Genomic DNA, 21,857 nt, shown 5'->3' on the forward strand with positions numbered 1-21,857 from the left:
ATATCTTCAGATTTTATATCTATGAGTAATACAACCTATGTGGTCATAAGATATGTGGTTAAAATGACGATGGAGCAGGAAATGGAAACGCGGATATCAGTACGAGAAATCATGACCAAGGAGGTCGTCACGGCAGAAGGCGATATGAGGGCGTCTGTTGCCGGAGAAAAAATGATCGCACACAACGTGGGTAGCCTCATCATCGTCGAAGACGGCAAACCAGTGGGTATTGTGACAGAACGGGATATGGTGCGAAAGATCATATCGGAAAACATAACACCAGGTTCCGTAACACTCAGGGATTTGATGACGCAGCCGCTTATCTCCATCAGAGGCGATGAGAGTCTGGATGAGGCGGCGCGAAAAATGATGAGATTGGATATCAGGAGACTACCTGTTGTCGAGGAAAATAAATTAGTCGGAATCGTCACCGATACAGATATTATTGCGGTTTCTCCAGGGCTCACCGATATTCTCACAAATTTAATCGAGATGAATCGGGACCATCCTCCATTTTCTGAAACTAAAAAGATCTCGCAGGGTATTTGTGAAAGGTGCGATGAACTCTCTGGGACCTTAGAGGTAATAGATGGGACGTCAGTTTGTGAGAGTTGTAAGGATGAAATATTCCGATGAAAGGGGGGAAGCACATAAAAGTTCAGTATATGATGTCTAAAGACGTCGTGTCTATCAAAGAAAACGAATTTATGACCAAAGCCCGTCAATTGATGCGGCTTCATCATTTCAGGAGCGTGCCCGTCGTAGATGATGAAAATCGTGTTACCGGCGTGATAACCCGGCAAGATGTGCTGAAAATATCATCGACGAAGTCAAATATAACTGTTAAAGGATTTGTACGAGAATGTCCGACAATAGTCCCTGGTATGAGCGGATTGGAAGCGGCGCGCATCCTGCTTGCATCTAAATTGGAGTGCGCCCCCGTCGTGAACTCGGTCCATGATCGTGAGATGGTCGGCGTCTTAAGCATCACTGATATATTCAAAAATTTGGATATTGATATCATGCCGACTAGAACAGTTGGCGAGATAATGACTACTGATGTGAGGGTATGTTCTCCGAAAGATCCGGTCTCAAGATGCTGGGCAAACATGGATGAATATGATTACAGCGGGTTCCCGGTCGTCAAAAGGAAAAAACTTATAGGAATTATCACGCGATACGACATCATCAAAGCAGGTTATGCCAGAACGTCAAGGGAAACGGGAGAGGGAAAATCGAATCGTTCGACCACTGTCGAAAAGGTAATGCACACGCCCGTGTACACCGTCCATCCCGAAACTACTTTAAAAGAAGCCATCGAAGCGATGCTGAAACACGATATTGGAAGATTGCCCGTGGTCAATGATGGCAAACTGGTCGGCATAATCGATAGATATGACTTGATTAGCGGCTATATTTCAGAGGCATGATATAATGAAGAGACATCACGGCAGTATCAAGAAGGGAGCAAGACGCGCAGATGAGTCAAGTGAGGCAGTACTTGATCGCGGACCGGTGGAATTTAAATCTCGAATCCCATCCCATCCTGGCGATATAATGACGATTGCGAGCAGGGAAGTGGTCACCGTCCCACCGACCATGACGATTATGGGCGCGGTCAAGACGATGATGACTTATGGATTCAGACGTATCCCGGTCGCAGAGGCAGGAACAAATCGGCTCGTTGGCATATTCACCGGCACTGACTTGCTTGATTTTATGGGGGGCGGTGAACGATATAACATAATCATAAAAAAATATGATGGAAATTTTCTCGCCGCCATTAATGGGGGCATCAGGGAGATAATGCAGTGTGAGGTGGCAACGCTAAAGGAAAACCAATCGCTGAAAGATGCGCTGAATATGATGCTCCAGAAGAACATCGGCGGGATGCCAATTGTGACCGAAGACAGACGCGTAATTGGCATCATTTCCGAGCAAGATTTTGTGGAGTTGATTGCAGGCATAAAGACTGGAAAGGCCGTGAGGGATTACATGAGCGAACGCGTAATAACTGTCCTGCCCAATATGTCTATCAAAGAAGTAACAAAGACGATGAGAAATAATGGGCTTCGCAGATTGCCGGTTGTCAAGGATGGCATTCTGCTGGGGCTGGCATCCTCTCGAGATATCATAAGATACATAGGAAGTGGTGAGGTGTTCAATCAGTTGATTACGGGAGACATTCATGAAGCCCTGAAGCCTCCGATTAAGACGATTATGAGATCGGCCACCATCACTATAGAGCCAGACGTAGATTTGGGCAAAGCCGCAGAGGTTATGATTGAAAGGAACGTCGGATCGCTATCAGTCATCAGCGAAGGTGTCTTGGTGGGGATTTTCACGGAAAGAGACCTTTTACGAGCCTGTCTGTGAGTTGATATTACCATGAAAGTAAAAGATGTCATGAGCTCGCCAGTATATGTGATTGCCCCCGAGGAGCCGCTTTCACGTGCGAGAAACCTCATGCTAAAGCACGGGGTAAGTAGATTGGTCGTTGTGGATGGCGAGATTCCCGTGGGGATTATAACGAAATCCGACCTGATGTGGAAACTCGGTCAGGCCGAACCAGCATGGCGTAGACGGCCGATCGACCGAGTTCCGGTTAAAGTGATAATGAGTGAACATCTTGTTACTACCTATCTCGAGGCATCGCTGGAGGACGTCAGTGAGTTAATGCTGGGAAACGACATCAGTGGAATTCCCGTTGTTGGAATCGATGGATTGGTTGGAATTATCACTAAATCCAATCTCGTCCATCATCTTTCGACTGTCAGACTGGACATAAAAGTGGAAGACATAATGAGTGATTTCGTAGTCATGGTTCACCGTCATCATTCGATAAGTCACGTGATCGCAGAGATGGACAGAAATGATGTACACAGAGTCATAGTAATGGAAGGTGGCAATACACCGGTTGGAATCATCACGTCGTCAAATCTGGCGTTTACCGAATTGAGAGACGGCAAAGGTAAACCTCCAGAGAAGACTATAAAAATGGTCCGAAAGGAAAGTCCTGCTGGGCGCAAAAAGTTTCGAGATGTAGAGGTCGTACATCTTGTCGCCGAAGACGTCATGTCGTCTCCACTGATCACTATAGGCAGAGATGCCCTTGTCACGGATGCGGCAAAGATATTGGTGGCACATAAGATCGACGGGGTTCCAGTAATAGATGATGAGGAAATGGTGGGAATCGTGACCAAGACCGACATCATCAAGTTGATTTCAGGAGGTCTGCGATGAGCAGATATGTGGCGAAAGATATAATGGCCGAGGCACTCACCATCGATAAGTCAGCGGCATTATCTCATGCCATGGATTTGATGAAGAAACATGGCGTCAGGCATCTGTTAGTCACAAAAGATGATAGTCTGATTGGTGTGGTGACACAGCGCACTATCGCAAGAGTGCTCGGTACCAGGAAAAAGTCGAATCTACCAGCATCGTCCCTCCATGTAGCTACTGCGATGACTGATAAATTTGCGACCATCTCCCCTGACGAAGATGTAAATAAGATTCTTCACCTCTTTCGAGATGTAGGGGTTGTAGCGGTCTCCAATGACAAGCTGGTTGGCTGGGTTACTCCAAAGGAGGTATTGACTATCTTGAAACCCAAAGGATGTGCTGGAGACATCATGAGCGACCCCATTTCCGTATCACCAAGCGAGCGCGTGGTGCATGTCCGTAGGCGTATGCTGGACGAGGACATTGGCCGAATGCTCGTCATAGAGGATATGCAACTGGTCGGCATCATAACAGAGAGCGACATCGCAAGAGCAATGAGAACGTTCAGGGATTTGGTTCCAGGACATCAACAAGATAGCAGAATCAAGAACCTTCTGGTCAGTGATATAATGAGCGTCAATGTCAAATTCATACGAACTGATACGCCGTTGTCAGACGCCATCGATCTGATGCTGAAGGAGAATATTGGAGGGCTGCCTGTTTTAAATATTCGAGATGGACTGGTCGGTATGGTCACGCGCCGGGATATTATTCGGGTTGAAGATGGGCTATTATGAGCGAAACTGGTAAAGCTATGACGCGACGCCCGATACCTCTTTTTCGTACCCAGATGAGATTTGGTGTGCTTCTTATATGATGGAAGTGAAATTCAGAGGGCACAACTCCCACATAGAAAGTTTTATATATCGAACTCTCGTTTATTATATTGAACGGTGGTTCAGTTGATTGAACTGTTTGAAAAATATGTGGACTGGAAGATACTCGCATTCTTCTTGAGAAATCCTACCACGACAGTGTATGTTAAAGAGTTGGCAAGAAGGCTCCATGTCAGCCCGGGAAGCGTGAGCAAAGCAGTAAAAAGGTTTGCCATGGATAACCTTTTGCTAAAAGAGGAAAAAGGACTAGCCCACCTGTACAAACTAAACAACGAATCCGCCATTGTAAAATCCTTGAAAAAGGCATATAGTCTCATGAGAATACATGAACTGAAAATCGCTGACAAATTTCTGGATGCCGATGAAAACATAATATCACTGGCTCTTTACGGTAGCTATGCCACAGGGGACTATGATGAGAAAAGCGATATCGATTTGTTGGCCATAACTCCCAGTGGCAGATACATTTTTACTGCACTCATAAACGATCTAGAAAGAGATTTGGTGGTTGAAATAAGCCTGGAGGTATCTAATTTATCTCAATGGAGGTCGTTGGCAAGAAAAAATGATGTTTTTTACAGAAGGGTGATCGAGAATCATGTCCTCTTACGTGGAAGTGGATTAAAATGAATTTGGATGACTGTTTTAGCCAAGGATTGCTTAGAAAGATAAATCCCGACACAGAAAATGCACGTAGGTCCATAAAAATCTCAAACGAATATTTGGAAAAGGCAATGAAGAACAGGGAGATCGAGTGTTATGATGTGACCGTGATACTATGTTATACCTCAATGTTCCATGCTGCCCGTTCGATGCTGTTCAGAGATGGGATTAAGGAACGTAGCCATATTTGCATACCTCTCTATATCAAAGAGAGATACCCAGAATTGGAAAGATATGCAACGTACTAGATTCATACAGAGAATTTAGGCACAGAATAATGTACAGATTGGGCGCATCCATCGATGGGAATGATGCAGATGAAGCGATAAAATCTGCAGAGGAATTCATATCTCAAACCAAGAAACTGATCGACGTCTAACATACTCAGATGGGGTTTGTGTGTTTGGTAGCCGATCTCATAAAGATCTGCGATGTGACTAAACGACCGATCCGATGATGCTGTGGTCTCACATGTGATTGTATAAGGATCAATGCGAAGTATATGACGTGATGCCAGATTATATTATTTTGACCATAAACTATTAATATATGGCACATTTACTTTATTATGGTGATAGATTTGGTCGAGGGCGTTGAAGCGAAGAAAGTCGATGAGCAAGGGAGATTCGTGTTGCCGTCTGACTGGAGAAGAGAAGAGTTGAAAGGGACCAATGAGGTGTTCATAATAAAGAGAAAAGGATATCTCAAGATGATTCCGAAGAAGAAGGTGGACCTGACGAAATTCTTTGATAAAGCCGATCTAGGCATGAACATAGGAGACTGGGACGAATTTGAAAAAGAGTTCTATGAGGGAGAGGTTTGAGGTTCTTAGATGCAAACATCTTCATCTACGCCTATTATAAGCCAGTGCATGACCTGAGTTCAAAGCGAAGGGCGATGAAGGAGAAATCAAAGGAAATTGTGGATAGGATAAATGAAGGAGAGACGGTGATAACAGCCGTCGTTCATCTGTCTGAGGTTTCAAATATACTAAAACGAGCATTGCCACTGGATAAGCTTGCCACGCTATTGATCGGACTGTACTCATCGGACAACATCAAGATCGTGGATGTCACTAAAAACGATTATCTGGGAGCGATAGAACTTATGGATGAGACGAAGATGGACCCGAACGATTCTCTTGCCATACAGATCATGAGGAGGGAGGAGATAAAAGAGATATATTCATTTGATCGTAGCTTTGAAGGTGTTGATGGGATCAAGAGGTTGCCAGAGTTTTGATGTTCTCCTTTTTCGCTCCACCATATCTAGATGAGATTTGGTGTGATTCAGTAGTTCCGAAGGTCAAAATCTGGCAACCAAGTCGATGATTAAATAGTAAGATAAGTTTAGCTTTAAATTTAGTAAGAATTTTTTTTAAGGGGTGGGGTTCGCATATAAGTTGTTAAGTGAGATCGCGGGCTTCGGGTAACTCTTCATAATCCTTTGGATTGCTAGGTGCTATCGCACTCACTTAACAGCACGTTTGCGACTTGCTTCACCCAAATGCTTTCGGGAAACTTCATATATCCACGAAATGTTATATAAATTGGAATAGTATTGGAGTATGAGAGAAGGATGTCGATATGAAGCCCGAGGAAAAAGCAAGGCAAAAGATCGACCAACTATTGGAAGCGGCAGGTTGGATGATCCAAGATATGCGAGAATTAGATCTTGGCGCCTCTCTGGGTGTGGCTGTCCGTGAATTTCCTCTTAAATCTGGGGCAGCAGATTACTTACTTTTTATTGATAGAATGGCTGTTGGAGTTGTAGAAGCAAAACCCGAAGGCACCACATTAAGCGGCATTGCTGAACAATCTGCAAAATATATGGCAGACATTCCTAAAAATCTACCACATGTACAGGAACCCCTCTCCTTTGCTTATGAGAGCACGGGTATAGAAACCTTTTTTAGAGATTCGAAAGACCCCGAGCCATGCTCCAGAAGGGTATTTGCCTTCCACAAACCTGAAACACTTAAGGAGTGGGCATCTCAAGAGGGCACCCTTAGGGCAAGACTCAGAAATATGCCTCCTTTAAGGATAGAGGGATTAAGAGATTGCCAGATAGAAGCTATCCAGAACCTTGAAAAGTCCTTCACAGAAGCAAGGCCAAGAGCACTTATCCAGATGGCATCTGGCGGTGGGAAAACTTACGCTGCTGTAAGTTTCATTTACCGATTAATAAAATTTGCAAATGCAAAAAGGGTGCTTTTTTTAGTTGATAGAAACAATCTAGGACGTCAGACAAGCAGGGAATTCCAACAATATATCACTCCGGATGATGGCAGGAAGTTTACAGAACTTTACAATGTCCAACACCTCACTTCAAACACCTTAGACCCCGTGAGCCGGGTCTGTATTACTACCATTCAAAGGCTATACTCCATGTTAAAAGGAGAGCCTGAATTTGATGAAGAGCTTGAGGAAAGTTCACTTTTTGAGCTCGCGCCCATGGAAGGGAAACAAAAAGAGGCATACTACAATCCCCGGATTCCGATAGAGACCTTTGATTTTATCGTTACCGATGAGTGCCATCGCTCCATTTATCACCTCTGGCGGCAGGTGCTTGAATACTTCGATGCATTTATTATAGGTTTAACCGCAACCCCTTCAAAACAAACTCTCGGTTTTTTCAATCAGAATCTTGTTACAGAGTATAGCCACGAGCGGGCAGTTGCAGATGGTGTGAATGTAGGATATGATGTTTATAGGATACGTACTGAGATCACTCAAAAGGGTGGCAAAGTTCCAGCAGGCTACTATATAGATAAAAGGGACAGGCTCACGAGAAAGATGCGATGGGAGCAACTGGACGAAGAACTTGAGTATTCTGCCAGGCAATTAGACCGAGATGTAGTGACTCCTGACCAGATAAGAACGGTCATAAGAACCTTCAAGGAAAAACTCTTTACGAAGATATTCCCAGGTAGAAAAGAAGTCCCAAAGACTCTCATTTTTGCCAAAGATGACTCTCATGCAGAGGATATCGTCAAGATTGTTCGAGAAGAATTCGGCAAAGGAAATGAGTTCTGCAAAAAAATAACATACAAAACCATGGGAGAGAAGACAGAAGATTTAATTGCTAGTTTCCGCAATTCCTACAATCCGCGCATAACTGTATCAGTGGATATGATTTCAACAGGCACAGATATTCGACCACTGGAATGCCTTATATTTATGCGAGATGTTAAATCAAGGGTTTATTTCGAGCAGATGAAAGGGCGTGGGACCAGAGTTATTTCTCCAACTGATATTAATGCCGTTACTCCGGATACATCTCATAAAACGCATTTTGTGATCGTTGATGCAATAGGTGTATGCGAAAACGATAAGACCGATTCTCGTCCTCTGGACAGAAAGAGGAGCGTGACTTTTGAAAAACTTATCATGTCTGTTGCTTGGGGTAAGGGGGATAAAGATACGCTCACCTCTCTGGCTGGAAGGCTTGCCAGGCTGGATAGAGAGATAGACGAGAAAGACAGAAAGGATATCGAGACTGTAGCAGGAGGCAAGCCCCTAAAAGAAATCATCAACAACCTGCTGGATGCAGTTGACCCAGATAAAAAATTGGAAAAAGCAAAGGAGATTTTTAAGACAGAAACACCGACAGAGGAGCAGGTAGAAAAGGTTACTGAAGAGTTAATAAAAGATGCTTGCAGCTCCTTTGATAATCCTAAATTGAGGAATACGATCATCGATATCAAGAAAAGAAGCGAGCAGACAATAGACACGATAAGTAAAGATACCGTAATTATTGCAGGCTTTGATGAAAAGGCGAAGGAAAAAGCCCTTAACATCGTTGGTACCTTCAAAAAGTTCATAGAGGAAAACAAGGACGAGCTAACTGCTTTACAGATCATTTACAGCAAACCATACGGCAAACGACATATCACATATGAGGGGATTAAGGAGCTTGCGGAAGCCATAAAAAAGCCGCCCTACTATCTGACTCCTGAACTCCTTTGGCAGGCATATGAAAAATTGGAAAAATCGAAAGTAAAGGGAGCTGGCCCCCAGAAACTATTGACCAATATCATTTCATTGATGCGCTTTGCCATTGGCGAGAGCGATGTCCTTGAGCCTTTTGCGGAGACCGTAGACCGTAGATTCAGCGAATGGGTTGAAGAACAGAAAAAACTAGGAAGGGACTTCACACCCGAACAGATGGAATGGCTTGAGATGGTAGAAGCTCATATTGCTGCAAGTTTGAGTATCGAAATGGAAGACTTTGAAGAGGTACCCTTTAACCAGAGGGGTGGAGCGGTCAAAGCATATCAACTCTTTGGGCAGGAACTGAATACTATTCTGGGAGAGCTTAATGAGGCGCTGACGGCATGAACGAAAAAGAGTTGCAGTTGGTACTCGAAGAAGGAGAAGGCTATAAAATAGAGTTCAAAGAAGCTCTGACGGATATTGATAAGGAGCTTGTGGCTTTTGCCAATTCATCAGGCGGGAGAATATTTCTCGGAATAACTGACGATAAGGAGATAAGGGGAGTGAAGATAACAAATAGGCTCAAGTCACAAATTCAAGATATAGCCAATAATTGTCAACCTTCGGTAAAGATTTTATTCGAGGTGTTTAAGGACATACTGGTTATAATCGTAAGAGGGGGAGAGGATAAGCCATATAAATGCTCTTCAGGATTTTATACGCGAGTTGGTCCTAATTCCCAAAAGCTTAATCGTGACGATATTATCGAATTCTTTAAAGTGGAAGGTAAAATCAGGTTTGATGAACTGGTAAATTTAAAATTCGATTATGATACACACTTTGACCCTACTAAGCTTGACCGGTTTTTGAGACTTGCAGGCATATCAAAGGTGCTGGATATTCCATCTATACTGATAAATTTGGGTGTTGCGGAAAAGCAGGAAGGAAAAGTTATTTTTAACAATGCCGGGATTCTATTCTTTGCGAAGAATTTGCAAGATATATACTATCATACCGCAGTGACCTGCGCCCTGTACAAAGGAACAGAGAAGATAGAAGTTTTGGACAGACGTGATTTTAACGAGGATTTGATCTCTAATATAGGCGGTGCAATGATTTTTCTTATGCGGTATTTAGCTGTGCGATATGAAATAACTGGCGAACCGATGAGGAAGGAGATACTGGAAGTGCCTTATGAGGCTCTGCGTGAGGCTATTATAAATGCGGTGGCGCACAGGGATTACTTTGAGAAGGGCACAAATGTGATGGTAGAGATGTTTGATGACAGGATTGAGATAACGAATTTTGGCGGGCTTGTTAAGGGTTTGAAGCCTGAGGATTTTGGTACGAAGAGTGTGCTCAGGAATCCAAGCATTGCGGATCTTCTTCACCGGGTGAAGTATATCGAGAAGATGGGGACCGGTATCAATAAGATGAGGAGGTTGGTAGCGGAAGCGGGACTGCCGCCGATTGTGTTTGAGTTTGGGACATTCTTTACTGCTATTTTCCGAAGACCCGCGAGAATAGAGCCCACCATTTTTGATGAAAGTGGCGGCGTATTTGGCGGCGTATTTGGCGGTGTAAATGAAAAAGTCGCTGAACGACTGGGTAAAGTCATTAAGGCATTATATAGTGAGCAAGTGAATATTTCTCAGTTAGCCGTTATGACTGGTATCTCTAAAAGGACATTGGAGCGGGATATTGCTTTGTTGAAAGATAAAGGCTTTACGGAGTTCGAGGGTGCGCCAAAAACAGGCAGATACGTCCTGACAGAAAAAGGAAAGAAGATTATGGGGGCGCTTGCAACATGATGGACGGAAGTGCTTTACCGGAATTACCGGCGGGATGGGTGTGGACGAGGTTGGGGGAGGTATTAGGTTTTATTAAAGGTAAAAAGCCTAAAAAATTGAGCTTGAGAAGTGAAGATTTAGCCGTTCCATATATAAATATTGAAGCGTTTGAGAAAAATGTATTTGAGAAATTTACAGATGGAAAGGATGTTCCATTATGCGATACGAATGATGTCTTAATAGTTTGGGATGGAGCAAGGTGCGGACTAGTTGGAAGGGGCGTATCTGGTGCAATTGGCTCAACATTGGCAAAGCTAGACAGTTATGAAATTAACTCAGCATACTTGTTTTACTTCCTTCAAACAAAATACGGATATATAAACAAAAGACCAAGAGGCGTTGGAATCCCACACGTTGAGCCAGATATTTTTTGGAATATCCCATTACCCCTCCCCCCTCTCCCCGAGCAGCACCGCATCGCTGCCAGGATTGAGGAGCTTTTCACCAGCCTAGATGCAGGCGCGGAGGCGCTAAAAAAGACGCAGGCGCAGTTGAAGCGCTACCGCCAGTCGGTTTTGAAGCACGCATTTGAAGGAGAGTTAACCAAGGAATGGCGGGAGGTGCATAAAGAGGAGTTGGAACCCGCTTCTGTACTTCTGGAGCGGATAAAGGAAGAGCGGAAGCAGCACGCAAAGGGGAAATATAAAGAACTACCACCGGCGGATACTTCAGATTTGCTGGAATTGCCAGAGGGATGGGTGTGGACGAGGTTGGGGGAGGTATGCGATACTACTAGTGGCGGTACTCCATTAAGATCAAAAAAGGAATATTACGGTGGTTCTATACCATGGCTGAAATCTGGGGAGTTGAAAGATAATATAATTTATCGGAGTGAAGAATCAATAACAAAATTGGGATTAGCTAATTCGAGCGCGAAAATATTTCCTAAAGATACATTACTAATCGCCCTTTACGGTGCTACCGTTGGAAAGATGGGTAAGTTAGGCATTGATGCTGCAACGAATCAAGCAATATGTGGGATTTTCAATAAATATAGTGCTTTTGAGGAGGACTATTTGTTCAATTACTTGAGCTCATATCGAGATAACTTACTCAAGAGTAGATTTGGTGGGGCCCAGCCTAATATCAGTCAAGATATTGTTCAAAATATCTTGGCGCCTCTCCCCCCACTCCCCGAACAACACAAAATCGTTGAAGAAATTGAGCGCCGCTTTTCAGTAGCAGATGAGATTGGAAAAACAGTTGACCAGAGCCTCAAGCAATCGAAAAGATTGCGCCAGAGCATCCTGAAAAAAGCATTTGAAGGTAAACTTGTGCCACAAGACCCCACCGACGAACCTGCGGAATTACTCCTTGAACGAATAAAAGCAGAGAAGGCAAAGTGCGAAGCAGAGGAGAAAGAAAAGAAGATGAAAAATAAAAAGGTTAATACGAAACAAACGAGGTTGATGTATAATGGCAAATGAATCTGCTTCAATCGTGCAAAAATTATGGAACTACTGCAACGTTTTAAGAGATGATGGTATAAGTTATGGCGACTATGTAGAACAGCTCACTTACCTTTTATTTTTGAAAATGGCTGATGAGCAGACAAAGCCACCTTTTAATAAGCCAACCCTCATCCAAAAAGGTCTTGATTGGCAAAGCCTCCTCGAGAAGGATGGAGATGCTCTGGGAGTCCATTATCGGCATATCCTTGAAACTCTGGGCAAGAAAGGGAGAATGCTTGGAGCCATCTTCAGAAAGTCGCAGAACAGGATTCAGGACCCTGCTAAGCTTAGACGTCTCATCATGCTCATTAACGATGAGACTTGGATTGGTCTTGATATCGATGTGAAAGGGGATATCTATGAAGGACTTTTACAGAAGAACGCAGAGGATGTAAAAAGTGGTGCAGGGCAGTACTTTACCCCAAGACCACTTATCAATGCCATGGTGGAAGTTATTCGTCCAGAGCCGGGAATGACTATCTGCGACCCTGCCTGTGGTACTGGTGGATTTATTCTGGCAGCACATAATCACATATCCAAACATCATCAACTGGATAAAGATCAGAAGAAGCTCCTAAAATATCGCACCTTCAAAGGAAAGGACATCGTTGATGCTGTCGTAAGGCTGTGTGTAATGAATCTCTATCTCCACGGTATTGGCGGAGATGAAAGCCCTATTGAAGTGGGCGATTCTCTTATTTCCGATCCTGGAGATCGATTTGACATAGTGCTAACCAATCCACCATTTGGCAAAAAAAGCAGTATTACTATAGTAAATGGCGAGGGGCGGGCTGGTAGGGAATCTTTGATATACGAACGTCCAGATTTTTGGGCAACTACTTCAAACAAACAATTAAACTTCCTCCAGCATGTGAAAACTCTTTTGAAAATAAACGGAAAAGCCGCCATTGTCGTGCCTGATAATATCCTCTTTGAGGGTGGTGCTGGCGAGACGGTGAGAAAAAAATTACTCCATGAATGCGATGTGCACACGCTATTGAGGCTTCCTACAGGGGTATTTTACGCACAAGGAGTAAAGGCGAATCTTCTCTTCTTTGACAGAAAACCAGCAAGCGAGAAACCATGGACAGAAAAACTCTGGATATATGATTTGAGAACCAACAAGCATTTCACATTGAAAACGGACCCTCTGTGCTATGAAGACCTCCAGGACTTTATCAAATGTTACAACCCGGAAAACCGATTTAACAGGAAAGAGGCAGAGCGATTTAAAGCATTTACTTATGACGAATTGATGCAGCGGGACAAGGTAAGCCTTGATATATTCTGGCTGAAGGATAAAAGTCTTGAAGATTCTGAAAATCTTCCAGCTCCAGATTTGCTTGCAAGTGATATAGTAGAAAATCTTGAATCCGCATTAGAACAGTTTAGCAGTATCCATGAGGATTTGAAAGAGAGATAGGTTTCATAAAAAAGAACATGCACAGAAGTGTTTTTGTTTGCCTTTTCTAAGATGTGCTTGGCAATCTTTTCATATTTGGTATATTTTGCCCTTCTTAAATCAACCCTTTATTCTTTAGGCTTATGTATTCACCGTCGCCAAATATGATGTGGTCTAAGACGCCTATGCCCATGATGTCCCCGGCTTCCATTAGTCTCTTTGTGATTCTTAGGTCATCGCTGCTCGGACTTGGATCTCCAGAAGGATGGTTGTGCGCAAGTATAATGGATGCGGCGTTCTTCGCCAAAGCAACCTTGAAAACTTCTTTGGGGTCGATGATGCTCATGTCCAGAGAGCCAATTGAGATCGTGACTTCTGAGCCGTTTAGTATTCTGTTTCTGGGATCGAGGCATAGGATAACTAAATGTTCTTTGTCGAGAGATCTCATTTTTGGCATTAGGAGATTGGCAACGTCCTCGGGAGTTGAAACCTTTGTTTTTTCATTCGTGAAAGATTGAATCCTCTTTGCCAGCTCGAAGACTGCTTTGAGCTGAACCGCTTTTGCAAATCCAATCCCCCTGATCTTGCTCAGCTCGGTTATATCTGCAAAGAATAAGGATTTGATGTTGCCGTCATGCTTGTTGAGCAACTTATTTGCAGTATCTAAGGCGGTTTCGCCATGCGAGCCAGTGCGCAGGATAATGGCTAACAACTCAGATGTTGATAGCGATTCTGCACCGAATTTAGCCAATCTCTCTCTTGGTCTTTCATCCTTTGGCAGGTCCTTTATTTTGATTCTGTATTCGACTTCGCTCAACTTCACCCCTCGGTTGAGACCTTAGGATTGTCCTTATAATCAACCTTACCTAAGTGGAGGGCGAAACTAAAACTAATTCAATCAATGCCCGCAGATGCTCTCTTGACGTCTTTCAGGTCGAACATCACTATTCCATTCTCATTGCAGCGCTCTATGCAGGACTTCTGGAAGCCTGACTTGGAGAATATGGCGCAGTGCTCCTTTCTCCTGTCCTTATTCCAGTCCACGAGTTCCTTCTTTCTGAGCAGGTCTTCTGCAACGTCTTTCCCGACCTTTCTGTCCTGCCACTTACACTCTGCGAACAAAATTTCCTTCGTTCTATCGTTTAGAGCTACGATGTCTATTTCATTCTCCTTATGCCACCATTTACCGATCTTCATGAAAGTGAAGGGCAACCCCCTCTCTGCGTTCAACTCCAAGAGCGTTTGCCTGCAAACATCCTCAAAGGCAAAGGAAACAAACCGATCAAAATCAGATCTGATGATGTCCATCACCACCTCAATTTCACCACCCTCGATTAACGGGTGATGCGGGTGAACGAACTTAAACCAGAAATTAAACAGATTATCGCCGATGCTGTATGAAGTGTTTCTCCTGAACTCCCTCCTCTCCGTAACCGGCCTTATCTTGTTTATCAGCCGCAGGTTCAACAAAACCGAAAGATATTTTGATAGCTTAGTGGGCTCAACATAACTGCTCTGAGATATCTCATTGAACTTGCATGCTCCCTGCGATATGGCAGTCAAGATCGAGAGGTATGTGGTGGGATCTCTAAGCTCCTCCAAAAGGACGAATCTCGGCTCCATGTAAAGAAATTTATCTGGGTCAAGTATCTCCTTTTCTATGTTCTCAAAAACGTCTTTATCCTCATCAAATTGCTTGAGATATGCTGGTACACCTCCCAAGATGGAGTAAAATTCAATCATCCCCCTCTCATCTAACCCAGGGAAAAATCGCCTGGAATCCTTATATGTCAAAGGTTTTAGCTCAATTTGTCCAGTTCTTCTGCCATACAAAGGGCTTCTGTAGCCCAAAACGTCCCTCTCCATCATCGAAACACTCGACCCGCACAGTATCAAGAAAACCTTTGCATGTTGCAAGCGTTCATCCCAAAACCTCTGCAGGATGGAGTAAAACGCTGGATTTGCCTCGTTTATATAACCGACTTCATCAAAGGCAACAACAACCCTCTCCTTTTTTGCAATGTCGGTCAAAAAACCGAACAAACCATCCCACCCCTCAAACCTGAGATACTCCTTCTTCACAGCTAACCTGGCAATTTCTGAAAACATCTTAAGCAACCGCTCCTCTTTTTGCAAATCCGCTAAGAAATACAGGTGCCGTTTATTTTCAAAAAATTTCTTTATCAACTCTGTCTTCCCGACCCTCCTCCTCCCATAGATGATGATGAGATCTGCATTCTCAGAGGTGAACGCGTCCTCTAAGGTTCTCAATTCGCTTTCTCTATCCACGAATTTTTTATTCATACTTCAGAGTATCATACTTTAGAGTATTTAATATTTTCCTTCGATCACTAAGGTTCCATATCGATTTTTCAGATGCTTCATTTGCCATTCCACGACCCTCACCAAAACATTGCCAGCCACCAACAATGAGGGCACATTCTCTGATGCCTACTACTTTAAAAAGGCCCTAATCCTCTCCAGCGCCTCTTTGATTTCATTCCGTGATACTGCATACGCACATCGCACAAATCCTGCGCCAGATTCGCCGAAGACGTCACCTGGAACGACGGCGACTTTCTGCTCTTTGAGCAGCTCTTCTGCAAATTCTTTAGAGGTCATTCCGGTATTCTTTATCGATGGAAACGCATAGAAAGCGCCCCTGGGCTCAAAACAATCGAGACCAAGGTCGTTCAGCCCCTTGACGATGAGTCTTCTTCTCCTGTCATATTCATGGACCATTTCAGTTACATTGTCCTTGCCGTTTTTCAATGCATCGATAGCAGCCATCTGAGCGGTAATCGGAGCACACAGCATCGTATATTGATGTATCTTTAGCATAGCACCAATTATTTCCGGGTCACCAAGAGCGTAGCCGATGCGCCATCCTGTCATCGCATACGACTTTGAAAATCCATTGAGTAATATCGTCCTGTCCTGCATCCCGTTCAACGATGCAAAACAAGTGTGCCTTCCTTCATATGTTAGTCGGTCATACACCTCGTCGGATATCGCTATCAAGTCATATTCTACGATGACGTCCGCAATCTCCTCCAGTTCCTTTTTCTTCATGGTTGCACCTGTTGGATTGTTCGGATAATTGAATATGACTGCCTTTGTCTTCTTCGTGATCTTCTCCTTTATCTGCTCCGGGGTGACCTTGAAATCATTGGATATATTCGTGGAAACTGGTACGGGTTTTCCACCTGCAAGTACAACACATGAGTTATACGAGACGTAGCAAGGCTCTACGACGATGACCTCGTCCCCAGGATTTACAATAGCGCGACTGCAAAGGTCTATCGCCTCGCTCACTCCGGTGGTGACCAGTACCTGATCCTCTGGATTATAATAAATGCCGTAATCTGAATCTATCTGCAGGGATATTTCATCTCTAAGTTCGCGCAATCCCCAGTTGGACGTGTAAGACGTATATCCCTTTTCCAGAGAGTATATGCATGCCTCTCGTATGGACCATGGTGTGACGAAATCAGGCTCGCCCACGCCAAGCGAGATAACGTCATCCATCCCTACAATCATCTCAAAGAATTTTCGAATTCCCGATGGAGGGATTTGTTGAACTCTATCTGCAACTTTCATAGGGTTATCGCCAGCCTTTTGGGCTCTTCTTTTCCGTAGAAGATGTCGCCACCTTCTTTATATGTTCTGAGTATGAAGTGAGTGACAGTGCCCTGTATCTGCTCCAGTGGCGCTATCTTTTCAGCGACGAAGAATGCCACATCTCTCATCGTCTGGCCCTTGACTAATAAAGATAGGTCATGACCTCCAGATATCAAGCGGACGGAGATGACCTCCGGGAACTTGGCAATACGCTCTGCAATAGCATCGTATCCCACGCCCCGTTCTGGAGTGATTTTCACCTCTATCATCGCATACACGTAATCTTTGCCGACCTTGTCCCAGTTGATTATGGTTTTGTATCTTCGAATGATACCTTCTTTCTCCATTTTCTCTATTGACTTTTTAACCTGGGATTCGGATGCTCCGACCATTGTCGCAATCTCGCCAGCACCCACTCTTGCATCGTCTTCCAGTATTCTGAGTATCTTTTCTTCCTTCATAATTCCGCCTCACATTTGTCTAATTTGGATATACTGAGTAAAAACCTTTGTGAATAAATATTATATCTTACTACTCTATTTAACTAAACTAGCAGAGGGTACACATGAAATTAAAATACCTTACGATGGATGATTTTGATGTCGATGGTAAAGCCGTTTTAGTTCGACTAGACTTAAATTCGCCAATGGACCCTCACACAGGAAAAATCCTCGATGACAAGCGATTGTGGAGCCATATGGAGACTTTGAAAAAGCTGGAAAAAGCGAAGACAGTAGTGCTCGCACATCAGAGTCGACCTGGAAAAAGTGATTTCACCACTATGGAACCACATGCTAAACTGTTGAATAGAATCGTACGACAGAAGGTGGCTTATATAGATGATATTTTCGGCTCTTCTGCACGACGTGCGATCGAGGAGATGGGCATAGGGGAGGTCTTGCTTCTTGAAAACGTGAGGTTCTATTCTGAGGAAAGGCTCGAACAAGGTCCAGAAGAGCATGCCAAAACGCATCTAGTCAAAAACCTCGCACCATACTTCGATCTGTTCATAAACGACGCCTTTGGGTCTGCACACAGGTCTCACGCATCAATGGTGGGATTTACGCATGTAGTCCCGTCTGCGGCAGGTAAACTGATGGAGAAGGAGATGGGCATATTGGATAGGGTCCTGGTTGGCTCAGACCAGCCACGCATATTCGTGCTCGGTGGAACCAAGACCAACGATGCAATCGATGTCATTAAAAACGTCCTGTCGAATGACGTCGCCGATAGAGTACTTGTAAGTGGTGTCGTGGCAAATGTGTTTTTGGCCGCATCCGGGGTCGATATAGGGACCAAAAATATGCAACTCATCGAAAAACAAGGGAGTTCGGACGCAATTCCTATGGCAAAAGCGCTGCTCAAAAAATTTGACGGCAGGATAGGGGTGCCAAGAGATGTGGCACTAAATAAAAAAGGCAAACGTTTTGAAGTTAACATAGATGCGCTGCCTGTCAAATATCCGATATTTGACATAGGCATAGAATCTACCATGGCCTTCGCCGATGAAATCAAAAATGCTGGAACTGTGGTATTGAATGGCGCCGCAGGGGTTTTCGAGGAGAAAGAGTTTGCCCTGGGAACGTTTGAGATTCTGGAAGCCGCTACAAAAGCGAAATTTGCCGTGATAGGCGGAGGGCACACTGGAGCTGCAATGCGAAAGGTTGGGCTGGAGAAAAATGTTGCACACATAAGCACTGGCGGAGGTGCATGTATCATATCCCTCGCCGGGAAGGAATTGCCAGCGATAGCCGCGCTAAGGAACTCAGCGAAACGGTTTAAATCCATGCGGTAACTTTTATATCTGTGCCTGTAACATCGTAGTTTGAATAGTTTATGTGCCTCGGTGGCTCAGTCTGGAAGAGCGAGTGACTTGTAACAAACTTTTAACAAAAGTTGGTTCCTGCTTTGCAGAAACAACTTCACTCTGCGTAGCAGATGTAAAGTTTGATCAAAAACGTCCTACGCTCGCTTCGCTCGGTAGGACGGTTGCAGGACATCACTAGGTCGCGAGTTCAAATCTCGCCCGGGGCTTTTATGACCTGTCGAGTATAGCGAGACAGGTCGTTCTGATGATCAACCTGTCTGCAGGTTGGAACGGATCGACCTGTCGGAACAAAGTGGAGACAGGTCAAATGATCAACCTGCTCACTGCTCCGCAGTGAGAGGGTCTCTACGAAGTAGAGACTCCTTTTTGAAGGTTGTGGGTGATCTGTCGCAACACCTCTGCGACCCTTAACTGGACATCGACATCCACTCCATCTTCCGAGATTTTGCCCTCTCCGACTTGGAGCAGATGCTCTATATTCTCCGCGATTTGGTGAACCATATCGACCATGTCCTCCATGGAGATAAGTCCTGAATAGTATGCATAGAAAAAAGTGGTGCCAGACCTGAGAACTTTGTCCTTGAACGTTGAATGTGCGGCAGCAACTGCCTGACGCGAATAGGATTCGTTCATAAACGGCACGAGGTCTGGTAGATTCTCTCCAATCCATGTCATCTCCGCTCGGTTCGTAGTGGTTCTAAAATCTGCGCATAAGCGCGCAATTGCCCACTCCCTTGCAGTTAGATGGGTACGTTCCTTTAAAAAACGGGTGACCTCAGCATATTGTTGTTTATCGAGCATTTTAAACTTCTGATATTTTTTAGCCATGGTATCCCAACCACTGGTTTACGATATTAGTCCATTTCCTTAAAAAAGTTTTTAAGATGTATCAACAACAATATTAGATGAGGCCATTGTTTAAAGAGAAACATATAATAAAGAGAAACATATAAGATAGAATGAAAGACTATATTAACAATGAATGAAAGATTATATTGACAATATAAGACAAACAAGTATATCTCTTTGTGAAAATTGTGATGAAAAAGGAGTTGGACATTAATATGAAGTCTATCGTAGAAGAGGCGCTTACAAGGGCAGAAATGGAAAATGCAGAGGGGCAAAAGTCCCAAAAGAAGGAAATTGGAGAGACGGATGAGGACCTATTTGAAATCTTAAAGGAGCTCAAAACTACCATACGTGTTTTTGGGTGTGGAGGCGGCGGATCAAATACGATTCAGAGAATAATAGAGGAAGGTATTGAAGGGGTGAACCTGTTTGCATTGAATACAGATGCTCAACACTTGTTTTATATTCACGCGAATAATAAGATTTTAATAGGGCGGAAGAGGACCAAGGGGCTTGGTTCAGGCAGCATTCCACAGATTGGGGAGGATGCAGCCAAGGAAAGTGAAGAGACTATCAGGGCGGCGGTGGATGGATCTGATATGGTCTTTATCACATGCGGACTTGGTGGTGGAACTGGAACCGGGGCGTCCCCGGTAGTTGCAAAAGCTGCCAGAGATGCAGGGGCACTTACCATAGCAATAGTGACCCTTCCTTTCAGGGCAGAGGGCATGGTCCGGCGAGCAAATGCCGAGGCTGGGCTGGAACGTCTGCGCGAAGTAGTGGATACCGTTATCGTCGTGCCTAATGATAAGTTGCTGGAAATCGCACCGCGCCTACCATTACAGGCTGCGTTTAAGGTTGCAGACGAAGTGTTGATGCGTGCAGTTAAGGGGCTTACCGAATTGATTACTAAACCTGGGCTGGTAAATCTCGACTTTGCAGACGTTAGAACCGTTATGCAAAAAGGTGGAGTTGCCATGATAGGTCTCGGTGAAGCAGACGGCGAGGATAAAGCCATCGAGTCGGCAAAGAGGGCGTTGAGAAGCCCGTTACTCGACGTCGACGTCTCCGGTGCAACTACTGCATTGGTAAATGTAATTGGCGGAACTGATATGACCGTCGCCGAGGCAGAAGGAATAATCGAAGAGGTTTATCAGCGCATCGATCCAGATGCACATCTAATCTGGGGGGCGCAGATCGATCCAGCATTGGAGCGGACCATCAAGACGATGATAATCGTGACGGGGGTAAAATCGTCTCAGATATATGGGAGAGCAGAGGAACTGAAAGGGACCACTCAAAAGTACGGCATCGACTTCCTAAGATGATATCAATTGTCATGACTTAAAAGGTATTTTTACGTTGAGTTTAATGACATGTGATACTTTGGGTATATTTTATAATGCCGTTTATCGGACGGTGAAACGTTGGCGAAAAGAATTGACAGCAGGGCATTAGATGGCAATATATCAACAAAAATTAATGAGTATATGAGGATAATCAGGTTAGCCAGAAAACCTAGTAAAGAAGAGTTCAATATGGTCTCAAAGGTCTGTATAATGGGCGCCCTATCGATCGGCTTAATCGGATTTTTATTATACTTCGTATTAAGCCTTCTGCCGCAGTTACTCATAGGCAACTAGATTTTTGGGGAGGATAGTATGGATGATAAAACAACCATCTATGTGGTTAAAACGACTGCCAATCAAGAAAGACCTGTCGCTAACCTGCTTGCACAGGCGACGGTCAAAGGGGGCTATGACATCAGGGCAATATTAGTTCCACACGAGTTGAAGGGATATGTACTGATCGAGTCACCTGCGAAGGAGATCGTAGATGAGGCCATTCATGGTATTCCGCATACGAGAGGTTTGGTTAAAGGACAATCCAGCCTTGCTGAAATAGAGCATTTCCTGACGCCGAAGCCGAGCGTTACAGGCATCTCAGATGGTTGTATTGTAGAATTGATAGCCGGACCATTTAAGGGAGAGAAGGCACGAGTCAAGCGAGTGGACGAGGGCCATGAGGAGATCACAGTTGAGTTATTTGAAGCGATGGTACCAATACCTATCACGATCAGGGGGGACCACGTTAGGGTATTGGGCAAAGAGGAATCTGAGGGTTAAATAAAGAGGTA

General features: G+C 44.2%; 22 protein-coding genes and 1 tRNA gene. 18 read left to right on the plus strand and 5 right to left on the minus strand.

What is annotated here, in order from left to right; translation table 11 throughout:
• Positions 1-21 precede the first annotated feature (21 nt).
• From BME93_04260 to BME93_04320, 13 genes are all read left to right on the plus strand, one after another.
• Entirely contained in the window at positions 22-636 is a 615-nt protein-coding gene (locus BME93_04260; GenBank protein ID ATZ61797.2) for a CBS domain-containing protein, read from the plus strand.
• Positions 637-665: 29 nt separating this feature from the next.
• The gene (locus BME93_04265; GenBank protein ATZ61310.2) at positions 666-1,430 is read left to right on the plus strand and encodes a CBS domain-containing protein; all 765 of its coding nucleotides are present in this window, start codon (positions 666-668) and stop codon (positions 1,428-1,430) included.
• A 4-nt stretch (positions 1,431-1,434) separates the two neighbouring features.
• Complete coding sequence (locus BME93_04270; protein ATZ61798.2) at positions 1,435-2,376, plus strand: CBS domain-containing protein; 942 nt, start codon at positions 1,435-1,437, stop codon at positions 2,374-2,376.
• 12 nt (positions 2,377-2,388) lie between these two features.
• Positions 2,389-3,243 (plus strand): CBS domain-containing protein, encoded by an 855-nt coding sequence (locus BME93_04275; GenBank protein ATZ61311.2) that lies wholly within the window; start codon positions 2,389-2,391, stop codon positions 3,241-3,243.
• The gene (locus tag BME93_04280) at positions 3,240-4,022 is read left to right on the plus strand and encodes a CBS domain-containing protein (protein ID ATZ61312.2); all 783 of its coding nucleotides are present in this window, start codon (positions 3,240-3,242) and stop codon (positions 4,020-4,022) included. The genes BME93_04275 and BME93_04280 overlap by 4 nt, the downstream gene beginning before the upstream one ends.
• A 165-nt stretch (positions 4,023-4,187) precedes the next feature.
• The gene (locus BME93_04285; GenBank protein ID ATZ61313.2) at positions 4,188-4,751 is read left to right on the plus strand and encodes a nucleotidyltransferase domain-containing protein; all 564 of its coding nucleotides are present in this window, start codon (positions 4,188-4,190) and stop codon (positions 4,749-4,751) included.
• On the plus strand, positions 4,748-5,032 hold the full coding sequence (locus tag BME93_04290) for a HEPN domain-containing protein (GenBank protein ID ATZ61314.2): 285 nt from the start codon (positions 4,748-4,750) through the stop codon (positions 5,030-5,032). Before BME93_04285 ends, BME93_04290 begins: the two co-directional genes overlap by 4 nt.
• Positions 5,033-5,352: 320 nt before the next feature.
• Complete coding sequence (locus tag BME93_04295) at positions 5,353-5,607, plus strand: hypothetical protein (protein ID ATZ61315.2); 255 nt, start codon at positions 5,353-5,355, stop codon at positions 5,605-5,607.
• Positions 5,604-6,026, plus strand: coding sequence for a type II toxin-antitoxin system VapC family toxin (locus BME93_04300; GenBank protein ID ATZ61799.2), 423 nt, complete (start codon positions 5,604-5,606; stop codon positions 6,024-6,026). The genes BME93_04295 and BME93_04300 overlap by 4 nt, the downstream gene beginning before the upstream one ends.
• 344 nt (positions 6,027-6,370) lie before the next feature.
• Entirely contained in the window at positions 6,371-9,124 is a 2,754-nt protein-coding gene (locus BME93_04305) for a type I restriction-modification enzyme R subunit C-terminal domain-containing protein (protein ATZ61800.2), read from the plus strand.
• A complete protein-coding gene (locus BME93_04310; protein ID ATZ61316.2) occupies positions 9,121-10,530 on the plus strand; it encodes an ATP-binding protein in 1,410 nt (469 codons plus the stop codon). Before BME93_04305 ends, BME93_04310 begins: the two co-directional genes overlap by 4 nt.
• On the plus strand, positions 10,530-11,996 hold the full coding sequence (locus BME93_04315) for a restriction endonuclease subunit S (protein ATZ61317.2): 1,467 nt from the start codon (positions 10,530-10,532) through the stop codon (positions 11,994-11,996). The genes BME93_04310 and BME93_04315 overlap by 1 nt, the downstream gene beginning before the upstream one ends.
• Positions 11,986-13,443: a class I SAM-dependent DNA methyltransferase gene (locus BME93_04320; protein ATZ61801.2), complete on the plus strand. Its 1,458-nt coding sequence runs from the start codon at positions 11,986-11,988 to the stop codon at positions 13,441-13,443. Before BME93_04315 ends, BME93_04320 begins: the two co-directional genes overlap by 11 nt.
• 94 nt (positions 13,444-13,537) lie before the next feature.
• Here BME93_04320 and radC read toward each other — a convergent pair whose 3' ends face one another.
• The 4 genes from radC to BME93_04340 all read right to left on the minus strand — a co-directional run bounded on the left by radC (position 13,538) and on the right by BME93_04340 (position 17,504).
• Positions 13,538-14,239, minus strand: coding sequence for a DNA repair protein RadC (radC, locus tag BME93_04325; GenBank protein WRQ72879.1), 702 nt, complete (start codon positions 14,237-14,239; stop codon positions 13,538-13,540).
• A 77-nt stretch (positions 14,240-14,316) separates the two neighbouring features.
• A complete protein-coding gene (locus BME93_04330; GenBank protein ID ATZ61318.2) occupies positions 14,317-15,726 on the minus strand; it encodes an ATP-binding protein in 1,410 nt (469 codons plus the stop codon).
• A 150-nt stretch (positions 15,727-15,876) separates the two neighbouring features.
• On the minus strand, positions 15,877-17,022 hold the full coding sequence (locus tag BME93_04335; GenBank protein ATZ61319.2) for an aminotransferase class I/II-fold pyridoxal phosphate-dependent enzyme: 1,146 nt from the start codon (positions 17,020-17,022) through the stop codon (positions 15,877-15,879).
• Entirely contained in the window at positions 17,019-17,504 is a 486-nt protein-coding gene (locus BME93_04340) for an Lrp/AsnC family transcriptional regulator (GenBank protein ATZ61320.2), read from the minus strand. Before BME93_04340 ends, BME93_04335 begins: the two co-directional genes overlap by 4 nt.
• Before the next feature lie 104 nt (positions 17,505-17,608).
• Between BME93_04340 and pgk the strand changes: the two genes are divergently transcribed.
• Entirely contained in the window at positions 17,609-18,838 is a 1,230-nt protein-coding gene (pgk, locus tag BME93_04345) for a phosphoglycerate kinase (GenBank protein ATZ61321.2), read from the plus strand.
• 45 nt (positions 18,839-18,883) lie between these two features.
• Positions 18,884-19,077: transfer RNA gene (locus BME93_04350), tRNA-Thr, on the plus strand.
• A gap of 139 nt (positions 19,078-19,216) precedes the next feature.
• On the opposite strand, the gene BME93_04355 is transcribed toward BME93_04350, so the two are convergent.
• Complete coding sequence (locus tag BME93_04355; protein ATZ61323.2) at positions 19,217-19,699, minus strand: DUF5806 family protein; 483 nt, start codon at positions 19,697-19,699, stop codon at positions 19,217-19,219.
• A gap of 236 nt (positions 19,700-19,935) precedes the next feature.
• Between BME93_04355 and ftsZ the strand changes: the two genes are divergently transcribed.
• From ftsZ to BME93_04370, 3 genes are all read left to right on the plus strand, one after another.
• Complete coding sequence (gene ftsZ, locus BME93_04360) at positions 19,936-21,048, plus strand: cell division protein FtsZ (GenBank protein ID ATZ61324.2); 1,113 nt, start codon at positions 19,936-19,938, stop codon at positions 21,046-21,048.
• A gap of 99 nt (positions 21,049-21,147) precedes the next feature.
• The gene (locus BME93_04365) at positions 21,148-21,363 is read left to right on the plus strand and encodes a protein translocase SEC61 complex subunit gamma (protein ID ATZ61325.2); all 216 of its coding nucleotides are present in this window, start codon (positions 21,148-21,150) and stop codon (positions 21,361-21,363) included.
• Positions 21,364-21,381: 18 nt separating this feature from the next.
• A complete protein-coding gene (locus BME93_04370; protein ATZ61326.2) occupies positions 21,382-21,846 on the plus strand; it encodes a transcription elongation factor Spt5 in 465 nt (154 codons plus the stop codon).
• The last annotated feature ends 11 nt before the right edge of the window (positions 21,847-21,857 follow it).

It is taken from the genome of Methanosarcinales archaeon Met12 (assembly GCA_002813105.2).
In the GTDB taxonomy this organism is placed as follows: Archaea; Halobacteriota; UBA148; order UBA148; family JAJOKI01; genus JAJOKI01.

Coding starts and splice junctions, on each gene's coding strand:
- BME93_04265 (ATZ61310.2), top strand. CDS start 666: ATGATGTCTAAAGACGTCGTGTCTATCAAAGAAAACGAATTTATGACC.
- BME93_04330 (ATZ61318.2), bottom strand. CDS start 15,726: ATGAATAAAAAATTCGTGGATAGAGAAAGCGAATTGAGAACCTTAGAG.
- BME93_04280 (ATZ61312.2), top strand. CDS start 3,240: ATGAGCAGATATGTGGCGAAAGATATAATGGCCGAGGCACTCACCATC.
- BME93_04270 (ATZ61798.2), top strand. CDS start 1,435: ATGAAGAGACATCACGGCAGTATCAAGAAGGGAGCAAGACGCGCAGAT.
- BME93_04320 (ATZ61801.2), top strand. CDS start 11,986: ATGGCAAATGAATCTGCTTCAATCGTGCAAAAATTATGGAACTACTGC.
- BME93_04340 (ATZ61320.2), bottom strand. CDS start 17,504: ATGAAGGAAGAAAAGATACTCAGAATACTGGAAGACGATGCAAGAGTG.
- BME93_04290 (ATZ61314.2), top strand. CDS start 4,748: ATGAATTTGGATGACTGTTTTAGCCAAGGATTGCTTAGAAAGATAAAT.
- BME93_04315 (ATZ61317.2), top strand. CDS start 10,530: ATGGACGGAAGTGCTTTACCGGAATTACCGGCGGGATGGGTGTGGACG.
- BME93_04310 (ATZ61316.2), top strand. CDS start 9,121: ATGAACGAAAAAGAGTTGCAGTTGGTACTCGAAGAAGGAGAAGGCTAT.
- BME93_04335 (ATZ61319.2), bottom strand. CDS start 17,022: ATGAAAGTTGCAGATAGAGTTCAACAAATCCCTCCATCGGGAATTCGA.
- BME93_04370 (ATZ61326.2), top strand. CDS start 21,382: ATGGATGATAAAACAACCATCTATGTGGTTAAAACGACTGCCAATCAA.
- BME93_04260 (ATZ61797.2), top strand. CDS start 22: ATGAGTAATACAACCTATGTGGTCATAAGATATGTGGTTAAAATGACG.
- BME93_04275 (ATZ61311.2), top strand. CDS start 2,389: ATGAAAGTAAAAGATGTCATGAGCTCGCCAGTATATGTGATTGCCCCC.
- BME93_04295 (ATZ61315.2), top strand. CDS start 5,353: ATGGTGATAGATTTGGTCGAGGGCGTTGAAGCGAAGAAAGTCGATGAG.
- BME93_04355 (ATZ61323.2), bottom strand. CDS start 19,699: ATGGCTAAAAAATATCAGAAGTTTAAAATGCTCGATAAACAACAATAT.
- ftsZ (ATZ61324.2), top strand. CDS start 19,936: ATGAAGTCTATCGTAGAAGAGGCGCTTACAAGGGCAGAAATGGAAAAT.
- pgk (ATZ61321.2), top strand. CDS start 17,609: ATGAAATTAAAATACCTTACGATGGATGATTTTGATGTCGATGGTAAA.
- BME93_04305 (ATZ61800.2), top strand. CDS start 6,371: ATGAAGCCCGAGGAAAAAGCAAGGCAAAAGATCGACCAACTATTGGAA.